20 protein-coding genes and 1 riboswitch are annotated in these 19,631 nt (G+C 67.6%); of the genes, 8 read left to right on the top strand and 12 right to left on the bottom strand.

Annotated features, from left to right (window positions below; all coding sequences use genetic code 11):
* Positions 1-13: 13 nt before the first annotated feature.
* Positions 14-277 (bottom strand): phosphoribosyl-ATP diphosphatase, encoded by a 264-nt coding sequence (locus tag OHA70_RS00290; protein WP_020390973.1) that lies wholly within the window; start codon positions 275-277, stop codon positions 14-16.
* A gap of 102 nt (positions 278-379) precedes the next feature.
* Here OHA70_RS00290 and OHA70_RS00295 point away from each other — a divergent pair, with 102 nt between their 5' ends.
* Positions 380-1,492, top strand: a complete 1,113-nt coding sequence (locus tag OHA70_RS00295; protein WP_328327182.1) for a P1 family peptidase — start codon at positions 380-382, stop codon at positions 1,490-1,492.
* Here OHA70_RS00295 and OHA70_RS00300 read toward each other — a convergent pair.
* Positions 1,455-2,423 (bottom strand): helix-turn-helix transcriptional regulator, encoded by a 969-nt coding sequence (locus OHA70_RS00300; RefSeq protein WP_328327184.1) that lies wholly within the window; start codon positions 2,421-2,423, stop codon positions 1,455-1,457. The genes OHA70_RS00295 and OHA70_RS00300 overlap by 38 nt on opposite strands.
* 62 nt (positions 2,424-2,485) lie before the next feature.
* On the opposite strand from OHA70_RS00300, the gene OHA70_RS00305 reads away from it, so the two are divergent.
* Complete coding sequence (locus OHA70_RS00305; protein ID WP_328327186.1) at positions 2,486-4,375, top strand: hypothetical protein; 1,890 nt, start codon at positions 2,486-2,488, stop codon at positions 4,373-4,375.
* A 98-nt stretch (positions 4,376-4,473) separates the two neighbouring features.
* Here OHA70_RS00305 and ribH read toward each other — a convergent pair whose 3' ends face one another.
* The 7 genes from ribH to OHA70_RS00340 form a co-directional block, all read right to left on the bottom strand.
* Entirely contained in the window at positions 4,474-4,944 is a 471-nt protein-coding gene (gene ribH / locus OHA70_RS00310) for a 6,7-dimethyl-8-ribityllumazine synthase (RefSeq protein WP_328327188.1), read from the bottom strand.
* Positions 4,944-6,176, bottom strand: coding sequence for a bifunctional 3,4-dihydroxy-2-butanone-4-phosphate synthase/GTP cyclohydrolase II (locus OHA70_RS00315; RefSeq protein ID WP_328327190.1), 1,233 nt, complete (start codon positions 6,174-6,176; stop codon positions 4,944-4,946). Before OHA70_RS00315 ends, ribH begins: the two co-directional genes overlap by 1 nt.
* A 3-nt stretch (positions 6,177-6,179) precedes the next feature.
* The gene (gene pnuC, locus OHA70_RS00320; RefSeq protein WP_328327192.1) at positions 6,180-6,857 is read right to left on the bottom strand and encodes a nicotinamide riboside transporter PnuC; all 678 of its coding nucleotides are present in this window, start codon (positions 6,855-6,857) and stop codon (positions 6,180-6,182) included.
* Positions 6,854-7,510 carry a riboflavin synthase gene (locus tag OHA70_RS00325; RefSeq protein WP_328327194.1) on the bottom strand — a complete coding sequence of 219 codons (657 nt, stop codon included), beginning with the start codon at positions 7,508-7,510 and terminating at the stop codon, positions 6,854-6,856. The genes pnuC and OHA70_RS00325 overlap by 4 nt, the downstream gene beginning before the upstream one ends.
* A gap of 2 nt (positions 7,511-7,512) precedes the next feature.
* On the bottom strand, positions 7,513-8,541 hold the full coding sequence (ribD, locus tag OHA70_RS00330; protein ID WP_328327196.1) for a bifunctional diaminohydroxyphosphoribosylaminopyrimidine deaminase/5-amino-6-(5-phosphoribosylamino)uracil reductase RibD: 1,029 nt from the start codon (positions 8,539-8,541) through the stop codon (positions 7,513-7,515).
* A gap of 122 nt (positions 8,542-8,663) precedes the next feature.
* A riboswitch (FMN riboswitch) is annotated at positions 8,664-8,795 on the bottom strand.
* Between the two features lie 1,007 nt (positions 8,796-9,802).
* Entirely contained in the window at positions 9,803-10,585 is a 783-nt protein-coding gene (locus OHA70_RS00335) for a TIGR03084 family metal-binding protein (protein ID WP_328327197.1), read from the bottom strand.
* A gap of 146 nt (positions 10,586-10,731) precedes the next feature.
* Positions 10,732-12,237: an HNH endonuclease signature motif containing protein gene (locus OHA70_RS00340; protein WP_328327199.1), complete on the bottom strand. Its 1,506-nt coding sequence runs from the start codon at positions 12,235-12,237 to the stop codon at positions 10,732-10,734.
* Between the two features lie 160 nt (positions 12,238-12,397).
* On the opposite strand from OHA70_RS00340, the gene OHA70_RS00345 reads away from it, so the two are divergent.
* From OHA70_RS00345 to OHA70_RS00370, 6 genes are all read left to right on the top strand, one after another.
* Positions 12,398-13,321: a 2-dehydropantoate 2-reductase gene (locus OHA70_RS00345; RefSeq protein WP_328327201.1), complete on the top strand. Its 924-nt coding sequence runs from the start codon at positions 12,398-12,400 to the stop codon at positions 13,319-13,321.
* Positions 13,321-13,881: a CGNR zinc finger domain-containing protein gene (locus tag OHA70_RS00350; RefSeq protein WP_328327204.1), complete on the top strand. Its 561-nt coding sequence runs from the start codon at positions 13,321-13,323 to the stop codon at positions 13,879-13,881. The genes OHA70_RS00345 and OHA70_RS00350 overlap by 1 nt, the downstream gene beginning before the upstream one ends.
* 207 nt (positions 13,882-14,088) lie before the next feature.
* Positions 14,089-14,958 carry an ABC transporter substrate-binding protein gene (locus tag OHA70_RS00355; RefSeq protein WP_328327206.1) on the top strand — a complete coding sequence of 290 codons (870 nt, stop codon included), beginning with the start codon at positions 14,089-14,091 and terminating at the stop codon, positions 14,956-14,958.
* Positions 14,958-15,707, top strand: coding sequence for an amino acid ABC transporter permease (locus tag OHA70_RS00360; RefSeq protein ID WP_328327208.1), 750 nt, complete (start codon positions 14,958-14,960; stop codon positions 15,705-15,707). The genes OHA70_RS00355 and OHA70_RS00360 overlap by 1 nt, the downstream gene beginning before the upstream one ends.
* Complete coding sequence (locus OHA70_RS00365) at positions 15,691-16,434, top strand: amino acid ABC transporter ATP-binding protein (protein WP_328327210.1); 744 nt, start codon at positions 15,691-15,693, stop codon at positions 16,432-16,434. Before OHA70_RS00360 ends, OHA70_RS00365 begins: the two co-directional genes overlap by 17 nt.
* Before the next feature lie 74 nt (positions 16,435-16,508).
* Positions 16,509-17,192 (top strand): polysaccharide deacetylase family protein, encoded by a 684-nt coding sequence (locus OHA70_RS00370; protein WP_328327212.1) that lies wholly within the window; start codon positions 16,509-16,511, stop codon positions 17,190-17,192.
* Here the strand turns inward: OHA70_RS00370 and OHA70_RS00375 are convergent.
* The 3 genes from OHA70_RS00375 to OHA70_RS00385 form a co-directional block, all read right to left on the bottom strand.
* Positions 17,181-17,972: an HAD-IIA family hydrolase gene (locus OHA70_RS00375; protein ID WP_328327214.1), complete on the bottom strand. Its 792-nt coding sequence runs from the start codon at positions 17,970-17,972 to the stop codon at positions 17,181-17,183. The genes OHA70_RS00370 and OHA70_RS00375 overlap by 12 nt on opposite strands.
* Positions 17,969-18,652 (bottom strand): ribulose-phosphate 3-epimerase, encoded by a 684-nt coding sequence (gene rpe / locus OHA70_RS00380; RefSeq protein ID WP_328327216.1) that lies wholly within the window; start codon positions 18,650-18,652, stop codon positions 17,969-17,971. The genes OHA70_RS00375 and rpe overlap by 4 nt, the downstream gene beginning before the upstream one ends.
* Before the next feature lie 71 nt (positions 18,653-18,723).
* Entirely contained in the window at positions 18,724-19,443 is a 720-nt protein-coding gene (locus OHA70_RS00385; RefSeq protein ID WP_328327218.1) for a cobalt-precorrin-6A reductase, read from the bottom strand.
* Between the last annotated feature and the right edge of the window lie 188 nt (positions 19,444-19,631).

Consider the following 19,631-nt stretch of genomic DNA (forward strand, 5'->3'; position numbering starts at 1 on the left):
TCTGTGGGTGCTCCTACAGATGTCGGTACACGTCGTCGAGGCTCAGGCCGAGCGCGTGCATCATCACCTGCGCGTGGTAGAGCAGCTGGCTCAGCTCCTCCGCGGCCCGTTCCTTGCCCTCGTGCTCGGCGGCCATCCAGGACTCGGCGGCCTCCTCGACCAGCTTCTTGCCGATCGTGTGCACGCCGGCATCCAGCGCGGCCACGGTCCCGGAGCCCTCCGGTCGGGTCAGCGCCTTCTCGCCCAGCTCGGCGAAGAGTTCATCAAAGGTCTTCATCGCGCCCCCAGCCTAGAGGTCCCCACTCGTGAGGTTGCGATCAGGTCTCGTCCTCCGGACTTTCCTGTACTGCGCGACGCCGGTCTGCCCGACGATGGCGGGATGAGAATCCGCGCCCTGGGCGTCGTCCCCGGCACCCTGCCAACCGGCCGCTTGAACGCGATCACCGACGTGCCCGGGGTACTGGTCGGCCACACCACCCTCGCCACCGGTCCGATCAACACCGGGGTCACCGCGATCGTTCCGCCGGGGTATGCCGATGGGGCGGCCGGGTACGCCGGTGGGCTGCCGGCGGCGATTGCCGTCGGCAACGGGTACGGGAAGTTGGTCGGGTCGACGCAGGTGGATGAGCTTGGCGTGCTGGAGACGCCGGTGCTGCTGACCGGGACGCTGTCGGTGTTTCGGGTGGCTGACGCGCTGGTCAGCTGGTTGCTTGCCCGGGATCCGGATGCCATCAGTCTGAATCCCGTCGTCGGCGAGACCAACGACGGCTATCTGTCGGACATCCGGTCCCGTCCGATCACCCAGGAACACGTCTTCGCAGCACTCGACTCCGCCTCCGCGGAGCTGCCGGCGGAGGGCAATGTGGGGGCAGGCACCGGCACGGTGGCGCTCGGCTTCAAGGCCGGCATCGGCACAGCCTCCCGCGTGGTGGCATCAGCCGTCGCCCCCGACAAGAACACCCGCGCCATCGCCTCCGGCGACGGCGCGGGTGGGGTGGAGAGCGTCCGAGCCACCGAGGCGGACGGTGCGGGTGCGGGTGGCGCGGGTGCGGGTGGTGCGGTTGGGGTGCTGGTGCAGGCGAACTTCTCGGGGACTCTGACTGTGCTGGGGGCTCCGGTTCCGCCGCCGGTGGAGGTGCCTGTGCCGGAGGGGAATTCTTGTGTGATCGTCGTCGCCACCGACCTGCCGCTCGACGCTCGGCAGCTGGGTCGGGTTGCGCGCAGGGCTGTGTTTGCGATGGGGCGGGTTGGGTCGGACTTCTCGCCGGGGAGTGGGGATTATGCGATCGCGTTCAGTACCAGCAAGGCGGCGGCGATGCGGGAGTACGAGTTGAAGGAGGTGTTCCAGGCGACGATGGAGGCGGTGGAGGAGGCTCTACTCAACTCGCTCACGATGGCGACCACCGTGACCGGCTACAACGGCAACACGCAGTACGCCGTACCGCATGAGCTGATCAGTAGAGAGCCGCGACCGACTCCGCCAACTGCTTGAGTTCGGCGCGCAACTCGGGCGGCTCCAGGACCTCCAGAAGGTTGCCGTAGCGGATCAAACCCGTTGCCGCGTTGGGGATGGACTCGATCGGGACCGAGACGGTGATGCTGCCGTCGGAGGCCGGCTCCGCACCGGTATCGGCGATCGCCTTTAACAACAGTGTCGCCGACAGATCGGCAAGGCTCGCGACCAGGCGAGCGGAGATCCGTACCAGCGCCGAGCCGGTGAAGCGTTCGGTCTCGAAGCGGTCCAGGTGCTCCTGCCACCGCTTCGCCAGGTCGAAGCCAGCAGGCCGGGTGAAGACCTCGTCAGTCGGAGCGAGCTGCAGGATGTTGGAGACGCGGTAAGTCCGCACCCCACCGGGCGCCGCCGCGACGACGTACCAAGTGCCGTTCTTCAGCACCAGCCCGTACGGCTCGAGCGTCCGCGAGACCTCGCGCGGCGCCTCCCACCGCCGATACAGCACCTTGATCCGCCGATCCTCCATCACCGCCGACGCCACGGCGGACAGATACGGCGACTCCTCCGCATCCCGGTACCAAGCAGGCATGTCGAGGTGGAAGCGGTTCTTCAGCCGCCCAGCCCGATCCCGCTGATCCGGCGCCAGCGCTGCGAGCAACTTCAACTCCGCCGAGCTCGTCTGCTCGGTCAACCCAAGCGCTGCCGCCGGCCCAGGCATCCCCACCAGGAACAGCGCAGCCGCCTCCCCCTCGTTGAGCCCGGTGAGCTTGGTGCGATACCCGTCGACCAGCCGATACCCGCCCGCACGCCCCTGATCGGCATAAACCGGTACGCCGGCCGCCGCGAGCGCCTCCACATCCCGGTAGATCGTCCGCAGCGACACCTCCAGCTCCTCGGCCAGCTCGCGCGCAGTCAACTGCCGCCGCGTCTGCAGCAGCAGAAGGATCTGGAGAAGCCGGCTCGAGCGCATATCCGCAGGTTAGCTCTAATCACTGACACTCACTGGCAGGTATCAGCGAGAGGCTCTACCCCATGAGCACAATCACCAAGGTCACCGGCGACTTCGACTTCCTCAACGGCCACTTCGACGTCGCGCATCGCGTCCTCACGCCGACCGGCGCATGGGACGAGTACGCCGGCACCCACACCGGCCGGACCCATCACGCCGGCGCAGTGAGCGTCGACGAGGCACGGTTCCCCGGCAAAGCGGCGTACGGGATGTCACTTCGCCTGTACGACCCGGTCGAGCAGAACTGGACGGTCTACTGGGTCAGCAGCACGACCGGCAAGCTCCAGCCGCCGGTCCGCGGCGGCTGGTCGGACGGCGTTTGCACCCTGTACGGCGAGGACGACCTCGGCGACCGGATGATCCCCGTCCGGCTGCGCTGGTCCGACGTCACCGAGACGACCGCGCACTGGGAACAGGCGTACTCCGAGGACGGCGGCGAGACCTGGCAGACCAACTGGACGATGGACCTGACCCGGCGATCGACCGAACCGCCGGCCATCGACGCCCCGAAGGTCACCGGCGACTTCGACTTCTTCGTCGGCTCCTGGAACGTGCAACACCGCCAGCTGCTCGCCCCGCTGACCGGCAGCGACGAGTGGCGCGAGTACCCGGGCACGGCCGAGGCCTACACGCTCTTCGACGGCGCGGTCTCCATCGACGAGACCTTCTTCCCGACCGAGGACTTCGACGGGATGACGGTTCGCCTGTACGACGTGGAGGCGGGCGCGTGGGCGATCTACTGGATCAACAGCAAGCGCGGTGTACTGGAGCCACCCGTGTACGGCGGTTTCGGCGCGGACGAGGTCGGCATCCTGGAGGGCCCGGACACGCATGACGGGCAGCCCGTGGATGTCCGGTTCCGGTGGACGAAGGGCGAAGTACCGGTCTGGGAGCAGTTCTTCTCGGCCGACGGCGGCGCGACCTGGGAGAGCAACTGGTCGATGACCTTCACCCGGATGTTCCCCAAGGTGACCAGCGACTTCGACTTCCTCAACGGGTACTTCGATGTGCGGCACCGGACCCTGAACAAGGTGTTCGTCGGCAGCGACGACTGGCAGAGCTACGACGGCACGTGCACCGCTCGGACCCACTTCGACGGGGCGATCAGCATCGACGAGATGCAGTTCCCGGGCAAAGCGTCGTACGGGATGTCGGTGCGGCTCTTCGACCCGGTGTCGCGGGACTGGACCATCTACTGGATCAACAGCAAGTCGATGGAGCTCTATCCGCCGGTGAAGGGGCGCTGGGCCGAGGACGGGAAGTCTTGCTGGCTGACCGGCGAAGAGGAGCTCGACGGCAAGCCGATCCTGGTCAGCTACGCCTGGTCGGACGTCACCGAGACGACGGCGCACTGGGAGCAGTCGTTCTCCGAGGACGGCGGCGCGACCTGGGAGGTGAACTGGACGATGGACTTCACCCGGCGTTCGACCGAGCCACCGCGGGTCGACATCCCCAAGCCCAGCAGCGATTTCGACTTCCTGGTCGGTGAGTGGGACATGCACAACGAACGCCGCCGGCCGGCGTTGGGCGAGCCGTCGGAGTGGTACGAGCTGGCCTCGAAGATGAAGGTCTACTCGTACTTCGACGGCGCGATCAGCTTCGACGAGGGCTGGTACCCGACCGAGGGATTCCGTGGCGCGACACTACGGCTCTACAACCCGGCGGCCGAGACCTGGTCCATTCACTGGATCAACAGCCTGCGCGGCACCCTGGAGACCCCGGTGATCGGTGCCTTCGGCAACGATGGCGTGGGCGTCTTCGAGGGCCCGGACGAGTGGAACGGCCAACCGATCGACGTCCGCTTCGTCTGGACCCCCGGCACCACCCACGCCGCCTGGGAACAACTCTTCTCCACCGACAACGGCCAGACCTGGCTGAGCAACTGGAAAATGCGCCACACCCGCACGGCCTGACCCGCCAACTCTGGCGACCTTGAACATCAAGCGGCGACCTTGAACACGTTATTACTTGTTCAGGGTCGCCGCTTGGTGTTCAAGGTCGCGCCTCCGGGCTACAGGGCGCGGGTGGCGACGAGGGTCGCGAGGGCTGCTTGAGCCGACTCGTAGCCCTTGTCTTCGCGGCTGTCCGGCAGGCCCGCGCGATCGAGTGCCTGCGGGTCGTTGTCGCAGGTCAGCAGACCGAACCCGACCGGTACGCCGGTCTCGACAGCGACCCGCATGAGCCCATCGGTCGCCGCCTGGCAGACGTACTCGAAGTGTGGCGTGTCACCACGAATCACCACGCCGAGCGCGACAACAGCGTCGTACCCGGCCTTCGCCGCGTGCAGCGCCGCGACCGGCAACTCGAACGACCCGGGAACCCGGATCACCTTGAAATCGGTCACTCCCGAGTCGGCGAGCGCTCGCTCCGCGCCCGCGACCAGTGAGTCGGTGACCTTCGGGTGCCACTGTGCCGCGATGACCGCGACCCGGACTCCCTCAGCCTGCGGGATCTCGATGGTGGGTGCTCCACTGCCCGACATCAAACGGCTCCGTTCTCGTCAGTACCGGTGGGCAAGTGGTGGCCCATCCGGTCGCGCTTGGTCGTCAGGTACCGCAGGTTGTGCTCGGTCGGGTCGATCGTGATGCCGCGGCGCTCGACAACGTCGATGCCGTAGCCCTGCACACCGGACAGCTTGGCCGGGTTGTTCGTCAGCAGCTTGACGGAGGTGATCCCCAGATCGGCCAGAATCTGCGCGCCGGTGCCGTAGTCGCGAGCGTCCGCGGGCAACCCGAGATCCAGGTTGGCGTCAACCGTGTCGCGACCGGCGTCCTGCAACTCGTACGCCTGCAGCTTGTGCAGCAGCCCGATCCCCCGCCCTTCATGCCCGCGCAGGTACACGACCACGCCGCCCTCGGCCGCGACCTGGCGCATCGCCTCGTCGAGCTGCGGACCACAGTCACACCGCTGCGAACCGAACACGTCACCCGTCAGGCACTCCGAGTGCAGCCGCACCAGCACCGGTCCGTCACCGAGCTCGCCACGGACCAGCGCCAGTTGCTCGGTACCGTCGATCGTGTTCCGGTAGCCGTGGGCAACGAAATCGCCGTACTGCGTCGGCAGCGTCGTGGTCGCCACCCGCTGGATCTGGCTCTCGGTCCGTCGCCGGTACCGGATCAGGTCCTCGATCGAGACGAGCACCAGCCCGTGCTCGTCGGCGAAGGTCCGCAGGTCTCCCCCGCGCTTCATCGTCCCGTCGTCGTTGACCAGCTCGGCGATCACCGCTGCCGGCCGCAGCCCGGCCAGCCTGGTGAGGTCCAGCGACGCCTCGGTGTGCCCGGGACGTACCAGTACGCCGCCCTCGCGCGCCCGCAACGGGAAGATGTGGCCGGGCTGTACCAGGTCGTACGACTCGGACGCCGAATCCGCGAGCACCCGGATCGTCCGCGCCCGGTCCGCCGCCGAGATGCCGGTGGTGACGTTGTCGCGGGCATCCACCGAGATCGTGTACGCCGTGCGCAGCCGCTCACGGTTGTGCGGCGTCATCAACGGGATGCCTAGCCGGTCGAGCTCGGCCGCCTCCATCGGGACGCAGACCACGCCGGAGCTGTACCGGATCAGGAACGCCAGCAGCTCCGGGGTCGCCTTGGAGGCCGCGAAGATCAGGTCGCCCTCGTTCTCGCGGTCCTCGTCGTCGACCACGATCACCGGCCGTCCGGCCCGGATCTCGTCGATCGCATGCTCGATCGTGTCCAGCTTGAGTACTTCGCCCATCGGTCAGCCCACCGTCACTGGCTCAGGAGTGGCCGCGGCCGACTCACGGTTCTGGATCCGCCACCACGAGACGAATCCGATGACACAGAAGAGCCCGTAGACGACATACATCGTCGCGGACGGGTAGAACTTCGCCTGCACGAGCAGCGGTACGCCGACCACGTCGACCGCGATCCAGATCAGCCAGAACTCGACGAATCCGCGCGCCATCCCGTACGTCGCCAGGATCGACCCGGTCAGGATCCACGCATCCCACTGCGGTCCCCAGGACCCCAGCGCCTTCAGTACCGGGTAGGCGATCGCGTAAAGCACGACGGCCACGCCCAGCAGCTCGATCCGCTGACGGGTCGTCGCCCACTTCGGCTGCACACCCTTCGCGGCGCCTGCGTGGCGGGTTTGGTACCACCGGTACCAGCCGTAGAGGCTCACGAGTGCGAAGAACACCTGCCGCCCGGCCTGGCCCCAGAGGTCCTTGTCCTGCGGGGTATCGAACAGCCCGCCGACGAAAACCGTGAACAGCAAGACGTTGCCGACGATGCCCACCGGCCAGGCCGACACCAGTCGGCGCATGCCGAACAGCGCGCTGGCCAGCCCGAAGACGTTGCCGACGATCTCCCGGACCAGGACCGGCGAGCCGCCGATCGTCACCTGCGAGTGCAGCAACCAGTCGAAGAAGTTCATTCCTTGCCTCCAGCAAGCTCAGCCGCCGACTGCGGTGCCGTGGCGCGGCCGGTGGTGCCTGCGGTGAGCAGGCGCTCGACATACTTGGCGATCACGTCGACCTCGAGGTTGACGGTGTCGCCGATCTTGTTCGTCCCGAGCACGGTCAGCTCGAGGGTGGTGGGGATCAGGCTGATCCCGAACGTTCCGGTGCTGTCGTCCACATCGGTGACGGTGAGGGAGACACCGTCGACGGCGATCGAGCCCTTCTCCGCGACGTACCGGAGAATCTCTGGCCCAGCCGAGATCCGGACGACCTCCCAGTGCTCCGCGGGCTCGCGGCCGGCGATCGTACCGGTGCCGTCGACGTGGCCCTGGACGATGTGCCCGCCGAGCCTGGCGTGGGCGGTGACCGCGCGTTCGAGGTTGACCCGGGAGCCCTTCTCGGCGCCGCCGAGGCTGGTGCGCTGCAGGGTCTCGCGCATCACGTCGGCCGTGAAGGTGCCGTCGCCGTGCTCGATCACCGTGAGGCAACAGCCGTTCACCGAGATCGAGTCGCCGTGGCCGGCGTCCTCGGTCACCTTGGGCCCACGGATGGTCAGCCGGGCGGCGTCGCCGTCCAGCAGGTCGAGGGCTTCGACCGTACCGAGCTCTTCGATGATGCCGGTGAACATGGTTATTTCCCTCCCAGGGGAGTCAGGGTGAGCCGCACGTCGTCGCCGAGGCGAGTGACGTCCGCAAGGTTGAAGCGTTTTAGCTGGTCGATCGATTCCGCGCCCAGGTCGCCGATGGCTGAGAAGCCGGAGCCGAGCACCGCGGGCGCGACGTACGCGACGATCTGGTCGACCAGGCCGGCCCGCAGGAACGCGGCCGCCAGCGTCGGGCCGCCTTCGAGCCAGAGGTGCCTGATCTGGTGGTCGTCGAGCTGACGCAGTACTTCGGCGGGGTCGTGGGTGGGGAGCAGGAGGGTCTCGGCGCGGTCGTTGCGCACCTTGGCCGTCGCTGGGATCTCGCGGTCGCCGACGACGACGCGGAGCGGCTGCCGGGCGGCGGGCTTGTCGTGCTCGTCGCGGACGGTCAGTTCGGGGTCGTCGGTCAGTACCGTCTGGGTGCCGACCGCGATCGCGTCGCACTCGGCGCGCTTCTTGTGCACGTCGGCGCGGGCCAGCGGGCCGGTGATCCACTTGCTCGAACGGTCCTTGGCGGCTGATCGCCCATCGAGGGTTGTGGCGAACTTCCAGGTGACGAACGGGCGGCCCTGGCGGACGCTGTGCAGCCAGACGTGGTTCACGGCCTCGGCCTCGTCCTGGAGGACGCCTTGTACGACGCTGATGTTCTTCGACTGGAGCTTCTCGGCGCCGCCGGCGGCCTGCTTGTTCGGGTCCGGTACGGCGTACACGACTTTGGCGACGCCGGCCGCGATGAGTGCATCCGCGCACGGACCGGTGCGGCCGGTGTGGTTGCACGGCTCCAGCGTCACGTACGCGGTACCGCCGCGAGCGCGGTCGCCGGCCATCCGCAGCGCCTCGACCTCGGCATGCGGGCCACCCGGGTAGGCGTGGAAACCCTCGCCGACCGGATGTCCGTCCCGGCCGGTGATGACACAACCGACGACCGGGTTCGGATGCGTGCTGCCGACGCCGCGCGCGGCGAGCTCGACGGCACGGCGCATCCAAGCGATGTCGATCGGCGAAGCGTTCTTCACTGACGGGTCCCTCGTTGTCACGGACGCACACCGGGGCCATGACAACCGGCGCACGCGCGGACCCGTCGCTCGGGAGCAGCTGGACTTCAGCCGCGACCGGACGTCGGAGCGCACCCGCCGACCGCGTGCGCCTCCCATCCGGACTTTCACCGTCGGTCCTGGAATTCCACCAGGTCAACCGGCCGAGATAAAGCTTCGACCGGGTCGCGGACTATAACCGCCGGCTCGGAATTACACCGACCCCGGAGCACGCGAGTGGGTTCACTCGTACTACGAGTGTGCCACGCCCCCCAACCACCACCAGGATCTGGGTCACATCCTGATACCCGACATCGCACCAACCCCGACTCGTCATGCGGGCTGACGAATGGTGCCCGCCCGAACCACATGCGTGGCACCCTCACGGCGTACCGGACCCACCATCCACCCGCCACACCGCGCATGCCTCCACCCCGACTCGTCACCCGGGCCAGCGTCTTGTGCGCACCCGAACCACATGTGTGGCGGCTCTCAAGGCGTAGCGGACCCACGATCCACCCGCCCAACCGGGACATGCGCCCACCCCGACTCGCGCCCCGGGCTAGCGAATGGTGCCAACCCGAACCACAGGTGGGGCAGCCCCGATGTGTGCCCGCACGACGTTGCGGGTCGTCGGACTGGCGCTCGGTCACTCGGACCCGCGTCCCGGAGCCGACGCCCGGCCCCAGCCGCAACCCCCGAGCTGGAGGGTTGAGCCCCAAGCGGAGGGCGTCACGGCGGGCGGATCCACCACGCATTCGTTAGAGGCTCGCCTGATCCCACCCAAACCACAGGCGAGGCAGCTCGATGGGTGCCCGAGCCGGGTGCTATCCGTTGAACCGGCGCTCCGCGACCCACCCTCAAGTCCCGGAGTTCTACGCCTGGCCCTCATCCACAACCCCGGATGGAGTGGGTTGGTCCCCGGGCGGAGCCGCGGCGCCGGTCGCAACGAGCGCAAGCGACCGCGCCTGGGCGTGACGGCCGGCCGTGACCCGCAGGTCTGTCGTCGCCGCGACAACTCCCCGACTGCCCGGGGTTAGGCGCCGGGCAGTCCGGCTAGGCGGAAACTAGTTGCCGCTCGGTGCAAGTTAGTTACCACTCAGGCTCCAACGACTCCGCCGTACCGGCTGCGCCCGCGTGGATGGCTGATTTGCCCGCTCGCGCCGGGATCCAGGCGGCTTCTGTCGGTGGTTCGCCGGGGCAGTCTTGGTGGTCCTCGCTTGGCTGGCGCAATCGCCCGCGGTCAGAGGAAGACGCGGGCTATCTCTAGCCACTTGTTGGCGTCTTCGCCGATGGCGGTGAGGGTGGTTTCGGGGCGGGATCTGCGGTGGGTGGCTCGGAGGCAGAAGTCGAGGGCTGTGCGTTGGATGCGTTGGGCCGCGGATTCTGGGCCCCAGGTCCAGGTTTGGCCGTCGGGGGCGGTTAGTTCTACGCGGAATGGGTCTGGCGGGAGAGGTAGCTGGGCAGCGTAGAACGACAACTCCCGTCCGATTACTCCCAGAGAGTCGACGTGCTTGAGGCGGGTCGTCGGAGGGTGGACTGCGTCGAGGGTGTCGTAGATGTCCTGGCCGTGGGCCCAGGTTTCCATCAGGCGGAGGGGGGCCATCAAGGCTGGGGTCAGCTGTGCCCCGTACCAGGGGAACTCATGGTCCGGCGGTACTTCGCGGAGGGCTGCCCCCAGGTCGGCTCGGCCGGTGCGCCATTGGTGGAGGAGGGCTGATCGCGGTTGGGCGGCTCCGGCGGCGGCTTCGAGGTCGGCGTGTTGGGGGCCTGCAGCTTCTGTTTGCTTTAGGACGGCGTCGAATGCGTCTGGGGTTTGCAGGGCGATGAGTGCGTTTGCGTCGGCTGCGGCTAGGTGGGCGATCTGGTGGGCGATGGTCCAGCCGGGCGCCGGTGTGGGCTTGGTCCAGTCGGGTTGGGCTGATACGAGGGCGTCTAGGTCGTCGCCTTCGGCGATCAGGTCGGGCAGTACGAGGTCGGGCTCGGACCAGGACACGTCCAGGCCGTAGTTCAGCAATTTGGCCACCTCCATCATCCACCGACGCCTGGTACTGGGCAGAAGTTCGGATGGCCTTGGCACGTGGGCATGGGGGTGAGCGTCCGGGCCGATGGGCGGTGGACGCTGTGGGGTGCGGACGCCGGGGTTCGGGGGCGGCCGTGGTGCGGGGCGGGCTACGGGCCGGCGGAGGGGGTGCCGGATTCGCCCCAGGGGTTGAGGCTGGCGGCGTATTCGGGGGTTAGCCAGGACAGGCCCGCGGCTGCCGGGGACATCACCGAAGCGGCGGCTGGGGAGAAGGCCGTCGCGGTGTGGGGCGAGCGTGGGCGGTCGGGGTGAGGCGTAGTGCTGCCGGCAGACCGGGCTGGTGCTGATCCTGTGGACGAGGCGGTGGCCATCCATGCCTTGGCACTGGCGGAGGGGGCGTGGGCGGCGCGGGGATCGGTGGTGTTGAGGTTCGTGGTGTTCAGGGGGAGCTGGGTTAGCCACGGGTTGGGGTTGGCGGGGGTCGGGATGGTCCAGTCGGGGCGGGTGATGCGGACGACGCCTGCGGTGACGGTGACCGACCAGTGGCCGGCGTGGACGGCGCGGTGGTGGGCGCCGCACAGCAACACCAGGTTCTGGATCGAGGTCGGGCCGCCGTCGATCCAATGCACAACATGATGGGCGTGGCAATGCGACGGGGGCGCTTTGCAGATGACGCAGCCTTTGTCGCGGCGATTCAAGGCACGGCGGATGTAGCGGGTGACGAACCGGTACTCCATCCCCACATCCAACGGCTGAGAATCAGTACCGAGAACGATCGGCAACACCGCTGCGTCGCAGGCGAGCAGCCGCACGGCGGAGGCGGAAATGTTGTCACCGAAGACGAGTTCACCGACGGCGGCCGAGGTCAGTGCCTTCAGGTCGGTGAAGTCGATGGTGACGGTCAGATGCGGCACGCCGGGGACGCCAGTGGTGGGGTCGGCGCCGGTGGCGATGTCCAGGATTGTGGTTAACGCGTCGGCCTGACGCTTTTCGTGGGAGCGCGGGTCGAGTTCGCCGTCGACGGTGCGGTGGGGTTTGGCCAGGTCGTGGATCGCGGTCTTGAACAGTTCGGCGTTGGCGCCGGCCAGGTAGCCACCGAACTTCACGCCGTGGTCGACGGGACGGATCCACAGCTTCTCGTTGCGGTACGCCTCTTCCTCAGCCGGTTCCGGGCCGTCGGTGTCCAGGCGGTCCAGGACCTGACGGCCGAAATCCCGCAAACCACTGGGCGTGATGTGGCGGGCGGCTTCGATCATCTGTTCTTCGGCGACCCGCAGTGTCTCGGCGGGCACGGTCGAGGGTGCTTTCTCCAGGGTGGTGACGATGACTTTCGCGTGGTCCGGAGTGAGGCCGGTCGGGTCTTCGCCGGCCACGACCACAGCGAGGGCTGCGGTGACGGCCTGGTAGTTGGGGAGGTTCTTGAGGAATTTGAGGTCACTGCGGGTGTTGGCGGGGTCGCGGCGGTGGCGTAGTTCGAGGAGTTCGATGGTGTTGCGGGCGTCGAGTTCCTTGGCCAGGCCGCGGGACTCGACCTCGCCGAGGAGTTCGAGACGGTAGGAGCCAAGAGTGTTCAGGGCAGCCTCGACCGTGTCCAGAGTGACCAGTACTTCACTGTCGCTCTGGAGGTACGCGGGTCGTAGCTGCGAGATCTCCATGGACACAACACTAGACACCGCCACCGACAGTTTCGAAGCCGGGAAGCCTTTATCTATAAGGGATTCCTGAATGGCCGGATTCGGTCAGGTTGTCCACAGCGCGGGCCGGCCTGTGGACGGCGGCGCACGTGTTACCGGTTTGACTGGTAACATCCAAAATATGACGATCAAGGTGGCTGTGCTGGGTGCGGGTGGCGTAGGTGGGTACTTCGGCGGGCGGTTGGCGCAAGCCGGGCATGATGTGCGATTTGTTGCGCGTGGCGAGCACCTCGCGGCTCTGCGAAAGAGCGGCCTCACGGTTGAGAGTGTTGCGGGGGACTTCGCGCTGGAGACGGTGGTGGCGACGGACGATCCGGCGGAGATCGGGGAGGTCGACTATGTGTTGCTGGGGGTGAAGACCTGGCAGCTCCCGGCGGCGATCGCGCAGTTGGGGCCGCTGGTGGGGCCGAACACGGCCGTGGTCACCACGCAGAACGGGGTTGAGGCGCCTCAGCAGGTTGCGGATGTAACCGGGCGGGAGGCGGTGCTTCCGGGTGCGGTCGAGGTGGTCGCGTTTCTCGATGGGCCGGGGCGCGTGCGGCATATCGGTGGGCTGGGCAAGCTCACGTTCGGGGAGTGGGACAACCACGCGAGCGAGCGAGTCGATCGGCTGCGCGATGCGCTGCAGGAATCGGGGCTGACCGCGGTTGTGCCGGACGACGTCTGGGTTGCGCTCTGGAGCAAGTTTCTCGCGCTCGGGTCGTTCGGCGCCGTCGCGACGCTCGCCGATGCTCCGTACGGCGTACTGCGTAGCCGTCCGGGCATCCGCCAACTCATCGTCGACAGCATGAACGAGATCAAGCAGCTCGCGAAGGCAACCGGCGTCGAACTGCCGGCCGATACCGTCGACAACACCATCGCATTCCTCGACAGCTTGCCCGACGCGGGCACGACCTCATTGCAGCGCGACATCAACTCCGGCAAGCCGTCCGAGCTGGAGGCGTGGACCGGCGCGGTGGTCAGGCTCGGGCGGGCGTCGGGGACGCCGACGCCGATCAACAGCATCCTGTACGAATTGACGAGCGCGCGCACCCGGGCGAGCTGATGACCGCCGCGTTCCCCTTCGTCGGCGGGCGGGTCACGCTCAACTTCGTGAGCACCCTCGGCAAGCGGAGTACGGAGAAGCTCGAACGCCTCCGTACTCCGGAAGACCTCGCGCACTGGGTGGAGCTGGCCGGCCTGGGCTCGATCTCCACGGACGAGGCGGACCTGAAAGCAGCCCGGGTACTACGGGAAGCCCTGTACACGTTGACGATGGCGACCCTCAACCGAGGGCCCCTCCGTCGAGCGGACGTCAATCTAGTCAACGAATGGGCAGCCCGCGAAACCCCCGCTCCAGCCCTCGCGATCGGGCGCACTCAGGTCCGTGCCACTCCCCTGCGTCGGCGCGACCCCCAGCCGACCGCTTCCGAAGTACTGGCTGCTCTCGCTCGCGACGGGATCGAACTGCTGTCCGGTCCTGATGCAGGATCGATTCGTGAATGCGAGGACCCGGGCTGCACCCTGCTGTTCGTCGACACCAGTCGCAGTCACCGTCGCCGCTGGTGCTCGATGAACAGCTGCGGTGCTCGCGCCAAGATGCGCACCCTCCGCTCCACCCAGTGAGCCGCACGCCCGGTGTGATCTTGAGCACGGCAACAGCTACTAGTTGCCCACCGCAAGGGAATCGCAGCGGCCACATATACCATGACTCAGCTAGACATTCCGGACCCGTCTCATCCGGTGTCAGGGCGGAATTCGCCGGTCGCCAGCGGCGTTAGCGTCCTTCTGTGGGCCAACCCCACCGTTCCCGACCGTTCTAAGGAGACACCCGTGCGCGCCATCAGCGCCTTCCGCCGCCTCGCCGCCGTCGGTACAGCCATCACTTTGGCCGTTGCGCTCGCTGCCTGTGGCAGTGACGACAAGTCCGATGCCTCGGGCCCCGATCTGGGGCTGCTCCAGAAGGGCACGCTGCGGATCGGGACGCTCACCGACGCGCCGCCGAACGTGTACGTCAAGGACGGCAAGTTCACCGGCTTCGACAACGACCTGATCAGCGCGGTCGCGGAGAAGCTGAACCTGAAGCCCGAGTTCGTCGGGACCGACTTCTCCGCGCTGCTCTCGCAGGTCAACGGCGGCCAGTTCGACCTCGGCAGCTCGTCCATCACGATCACCGAGGCGCGCAAGAAGACGGTTGCCTTCAGCAATGGCTACGACTTCGGGTACCTCGGCCTGAACACCACCAAGGACTCCGGCATCACGAAGTTCGACCAGCTCGAGGGCAAGCGCGTGGTCGTCGTCCAGGGCACCGTCCAGGACGACTACGCGACCCAGAAGAACCTGAACCCGGTCCGCGTGCCGAACTACAACGCGGCCGTCGGCCAACTCAAGGCCGGTACTGCGGACGCGTGGATCTCCCCCGCCGAGATCGGCGAGAAGATGGCCAAGGAGCAGGGCGGCGGCGTGGTCATCCTGGCCGCCAAGGAGCTCAGCTCGGCGCCGACCGCGTTCGCCGTGGCCAAGAGCAACGACAAGCTGCGCGAGGCCGTCAACAAGGCCCTCGACGAGGTCATCGCCGACGGCACCTGGACCAAGCTCGTCGAGCAGTACTACCCCGGCCGCGCCGTACCGGCGACCTTCAAGCCTGGCAGCGGGACCGTGAAGTTCACCGCCCCCAAGGCAACCGCTCCCGCAGCTAGCTGATGGACATCTGGTCCACCCTGAACGACACCTTCCTCGACTGGGAGTCGATGAAGGCAGTCCTGCCCGAGATGCTCAAGGTAGGCCTGGTCAACACCCTCATCTTCGCGGCCGCCTCGGTCGTGCTGGGCACTGTGCTCGGCATGGTCGTGGCGGTCATGGGGCTGTCCCGCAGGTGGTGGCTGCGGTGGCCTGCGAAGGTCTACACGGACATCTTCCGCGGCCTGCCGGCGATCCTCACCATCCTGCTGATCGGCCAAGGGTTGTCGCCCATCACCAGGCACTGGTGGGGCCCGAACCCGTACCCGCTGGGCATTCTCGCGCTGTCGCTGATCGCGGCGGCGTACATCGGCGAGATCTTCCGCTCCGGGATCCAGAGCGTGGAGAAGGGCCAACTCGAGGCCGCACGGGCGCTCGGTTTCACGCACAGCTCCGGTATGTGGCTGGTCGTCATCCCGCAGGGCGTCCGCCGGGTGCTGCCCGCCCTGGTCAACCAGTTCATTGCCTTGATCAAGGAATCGAGCCTGGTGTACTTCCTGGGCCTGCTCGCCAGCCAGCGCGAGCTGTTCCGGATCGGCCAGGATGCCGCCGCGACCAACGGCAACCTGTCGCCGTTGCTGCTCGCGGGCATCTTCTACCTGATCATCACCGTGCCCCTGACCCACCTGGTCAACTACTTCGACAAGCGGCTGCGCGAAGGCCGTCCCGCCGATCTCGAGGTCGAGGAGCTCGCCCATGCCGACATTCGTTGAGGACGCGGCGAGCCTGGAGCTCACCGGTATCGAGCTTGCCTTCGGCAAGAACAAGGTACTGCGCGGCGTCGACCTCGCCGTACCGGCCGGCAAGACCGCTTGCGTGATCGGACCGTCCGGCTCCGGCAAGTCAACGTTGCTGCGAGCAACCAACCGACTGCTCGAACCGGCCGCCGGCGACATCAAGCTGGGCGGCGAGTCGGTACTGCGGAGCAACCCGGACGAGTTGCGGCGGCGGATCGGGATGGTGTTCCAGCACTTCAACCTGTTCCCGCACAAGACGGTACTGGAAAACATCACTCTCCCATTGCGCAAGATCAAGAAGCTGACCACCGAAGGCGCCGTCGCAGCGGCCCGGGAGCAGCTCGAACTGGTCGGACTGAAGGAGAAGGAGTCAGCGCGACCCGGCAACCTTTCCGGTGGCCAGCAGCAACGAGTCGCGATCGCCCGGGCGCTGGCGATGAAGCCCGAGGTGATGCTGTTCGACGAGGCCACGTCGGCACTCGACCCCGAATTGGTCAAGGGCGTGCTCGCGCTGATGGCCGACCTCGCCGGCGCCGGGATGACGATGATCGTGGTGACCCACGAGATGGGGTTCGCGCGCCAGGTGGCCGACCAGGTGGCGTTCATGGATCGCGGGGTCGTGGTGGAGTCCGGAGTACCGGAGAAGCTGTTCACCGCGGCTGAGTCGCCCCGGCTTCAGCAGTTCCTGTCGCAGGTGCTCTAGCCAAATCGGGCCGGGCGGCCGATGGTGGAGGTACACAACGCCTGGGGGTTCGGATGGCTGCCTGGCACGGTCGGATGACCAGATTGCTGCTGACGATCGCCCTGATCGCCCTGCCGGGGATCTCGACGGCCTGCCGGCCACAGGTCGCCAGCCAAACGACCGCGGCCGCTCCCGGGGGCGCGGTGGCGGCGAAGTACGTGTTCATCACCTTCGACGACGGGCCGGGGCCGACGTACACGGCCCAGATCCTCGCCATCCTGCGACGGTACGGGGTGAAGGCGACGTTCTTCGAGCTCGGGATGAACGTCCGGAAGTACCCGGCCGTCACCCGCAAGGTGCACCAGCAGGGCCACAGCGTCCAGAACCACACGTACTCGCATCCGGATCTGCGAAAGGTGTCGGCGGCAACCTTCCGGTCCCAGGTGCAGAGTGCGGACCGCTATATCCGGGCCCAGACCAAGTCGCAGCCGCGCTGCCTCAGGCCGCCGTACGGTGGAGTGAACACCACGGTCAGACGACGTGCGGCCGCCCTCGGCAAGACGATCCGGCTGTGGACCGTGGACCCGCGCGACTGGTCCCGGCCGGGCACCAAGGTGATCACTCAGCGCGTACTGGGGTCGGTCCGCAACGGCTCGACCATCCTGCTGCACGACGGCGGCGGCAACCGCAGTCAGACGGTCGCCGCGCTCCCGACGATCCTGCGGACCCTCAAGGCGCGCGGCTACGCGTTCCGGTTGGTGCCCTGCTCAGGACATTGAGGCGATCAGCGGTACGACGTCAGCGATCGACTCGACGATCCGGGTCGGGCGGTAGGGGAACCGCTCGACCTCGTGCTCGCCGGTCGAACCGGACAGCACCAGGATGCTGCGCAGCCCGGCTTCCAGCCCGCTGATGATGTCGGTGTCCATCCGGTCGCCGATCATCACCGAGGTCTCGGAGTGCGCCTCGATCCGGTTGAGCGCGCTGCGCATCATCAGCGGGTTCGGCTTGCCGACGAAGTACGGCGCGACGCCGGTCGCCCGCGTGATCAGCGCAGCCACGGACCCGGTGGCCGGCAGCGGGCCCTCGGTCGACGGGCCGGTCGGGTCGGGGTTGGTGGCGAGGAAGCGCGCACCATCGGCGATCAGCCGGATCGCCCGGGTGATGGCCTCGAACGAGTACGTCCGCGTCTCCCCCAGTACGACGTAGTCCGGCGCCCGCTCGGTCAGCACGTACCCGACCTCGTGCAGCGCCGTCGTCAACCCGGCTTCACCGATCACGTACGCCGTACCGCCCGGCCGCTGGTCATCCAGGAACTGGGCCGTGGCGAGCGCCGACGTCCAGATCGCCTGCTCCGGCACATCGATGCCCCCGGCAAGCAATCGCGCCCGCAGGTCCCGCGGCGTGAAGATCGAGTTGTTGGTCAGTACCAGGAACTTCTTGCCCGACTCCTGCAACGACCCGATGAACTCACTGGCCCCCGGGATCGCCCGCTCCTCATGAACCAGGACCCCGTCCATGTCGGTCAACCAGCTCTCAACCGGCTTGTGCTCAGTCATCGCTGCACTCCTTCGTCGAGCTTGCTCGCGTCGGCGGCCAGAGAGCGGAGCTGGTCGACCATCAGGTTGGGGTTGTCGGCGCTGTAGACGGCTGAGCCGGCCACGAAGACGTCGGCGCCGGCTTCGGCGCATTGTTCGATGGTGTCGGCGGAGATGCCGCCATCGATCTCGATCCACAGGTCGAGGCCGTGCTTGGCGATCAGGTCGCGGGTGCGGCGGATCTTCGGGACGCAGACGTCGAGGAACTTCTGGCCGCCGAAACCGGGCTCGACGGTCATGATCAGGATCATGTCGAACTCGGACAGGATGTCCTCGTACGGCTCGATCGGGGTGGCCGGCCTGAGCGCCATCGCCGCCCGGCCGCCCTTGGCGCGGATCTCGCGGGCGGTCCGGATCGGGGCACGGCAGGCCTCGATGTGGAACGTGACGCTCGACGCGCCCGCCTCGACGTACCCGGGAGCCCAGCGGTCCGGGTCCTCGATCATCAGGTGGCAGTCGATCGGCTGAGCCGCGGCCTTGGCGAGCGACTCGACGACGGGCATGCCCAGGGTCAGGTTCGGGACGAAATGGTTGTCCATCACGTCGACATGCAGCCAGTCGGCGTTCGACACCGCCGCTGCCTCATCGGCGAGCCTGGCGAAGTCAGCGGCCAGGATGCTGGGTGCGATCTGGATTCCCATGAAACGACAATCTACCGGCGGTACTCCGTCCGGCTGATCACCCGGTTGGCCAACCCACCGGCCGACCCCGGTTACCTGGCGAGCCAGGCCTGTACTTCGGCTGCCGTCTCCACCGTCGCGACACCTGCGGGGAGGGGCGGGCGCTCGATCAGTACGACCGGAATGCCCAGCTCGCGAGCCGCCGTCAGCTTGGCGGCAGTCATCTCGCCACCACTGTTCTTGGTGACCAGTACGTCGATCCGCCGCGCCCGCAGCAGCTCAAGCTCAGCACCCAGCTCATACGGCCCTCGATCCAGCAGTAGCTCGCACCAGGTGGGCACAGGCTCTGGCGGGTCAACACAGCGCGCCAGCGTCCACAGCCCGGTCCCGGCGAAGTCACCCAGGCCCTGCCTGCCAGTGGTGAGGAACACCCGCTCCCCGAGCCCAGGCAGCAAGCCAGCGGCCTCCACGGCGTCAGCAACCCAATGCCACCTGTCCCCTGGCTGCTCCTGCCAGCCCGCGCGACGTAGTACGAGCAGGGGAAGGCCCAGAGCGCTAGTGGCCGCCACTGCGTGCGCGGTCATGGTGGCGGCGAAGGGGTGAGTGGCATCGACGACTGCTTCGATCCCCTGCTCATCAAGCCACGCAGTGAGCCCGGCAACCCCACCGAACCCGCCCTGCCGCACCTCCCCCACCGGCAGCCGCGCCTCCCCCGTCCGCCCAGCCAACGACGACACCACGTCATGCTCCCCGGCCAGTACCTCCGCCAACCGCCGCGCCTCCCCGGTACCACCGAGCAGCAAGACCCTCACGCGGCCGTCAGCTCCCCAGCCCTCGGACCGCCACCACACACCAACCTCGCTCGCTCGCGCACCGCAGCGCCGACCCACCGCTCAATCGGCCAAGCTGGCGGGCGATTGACGCACGTTGGTGTGTGGTGGCGATCCGGGCCGTCGGCATCAGGACGGAAACTTCTCGTCGCTGGGTGCAGGTTTGTTAC

This window comes from Kribbella sp. NBC_00382, assembly GCF_036067295.1.
In the GTDB taxonomy this organism is placed as follows: domain Bacteria; phylum Actinomycetota; class Actinomycetes; order Propionibacteriales; family Kribbellaceae; genus Kribbella.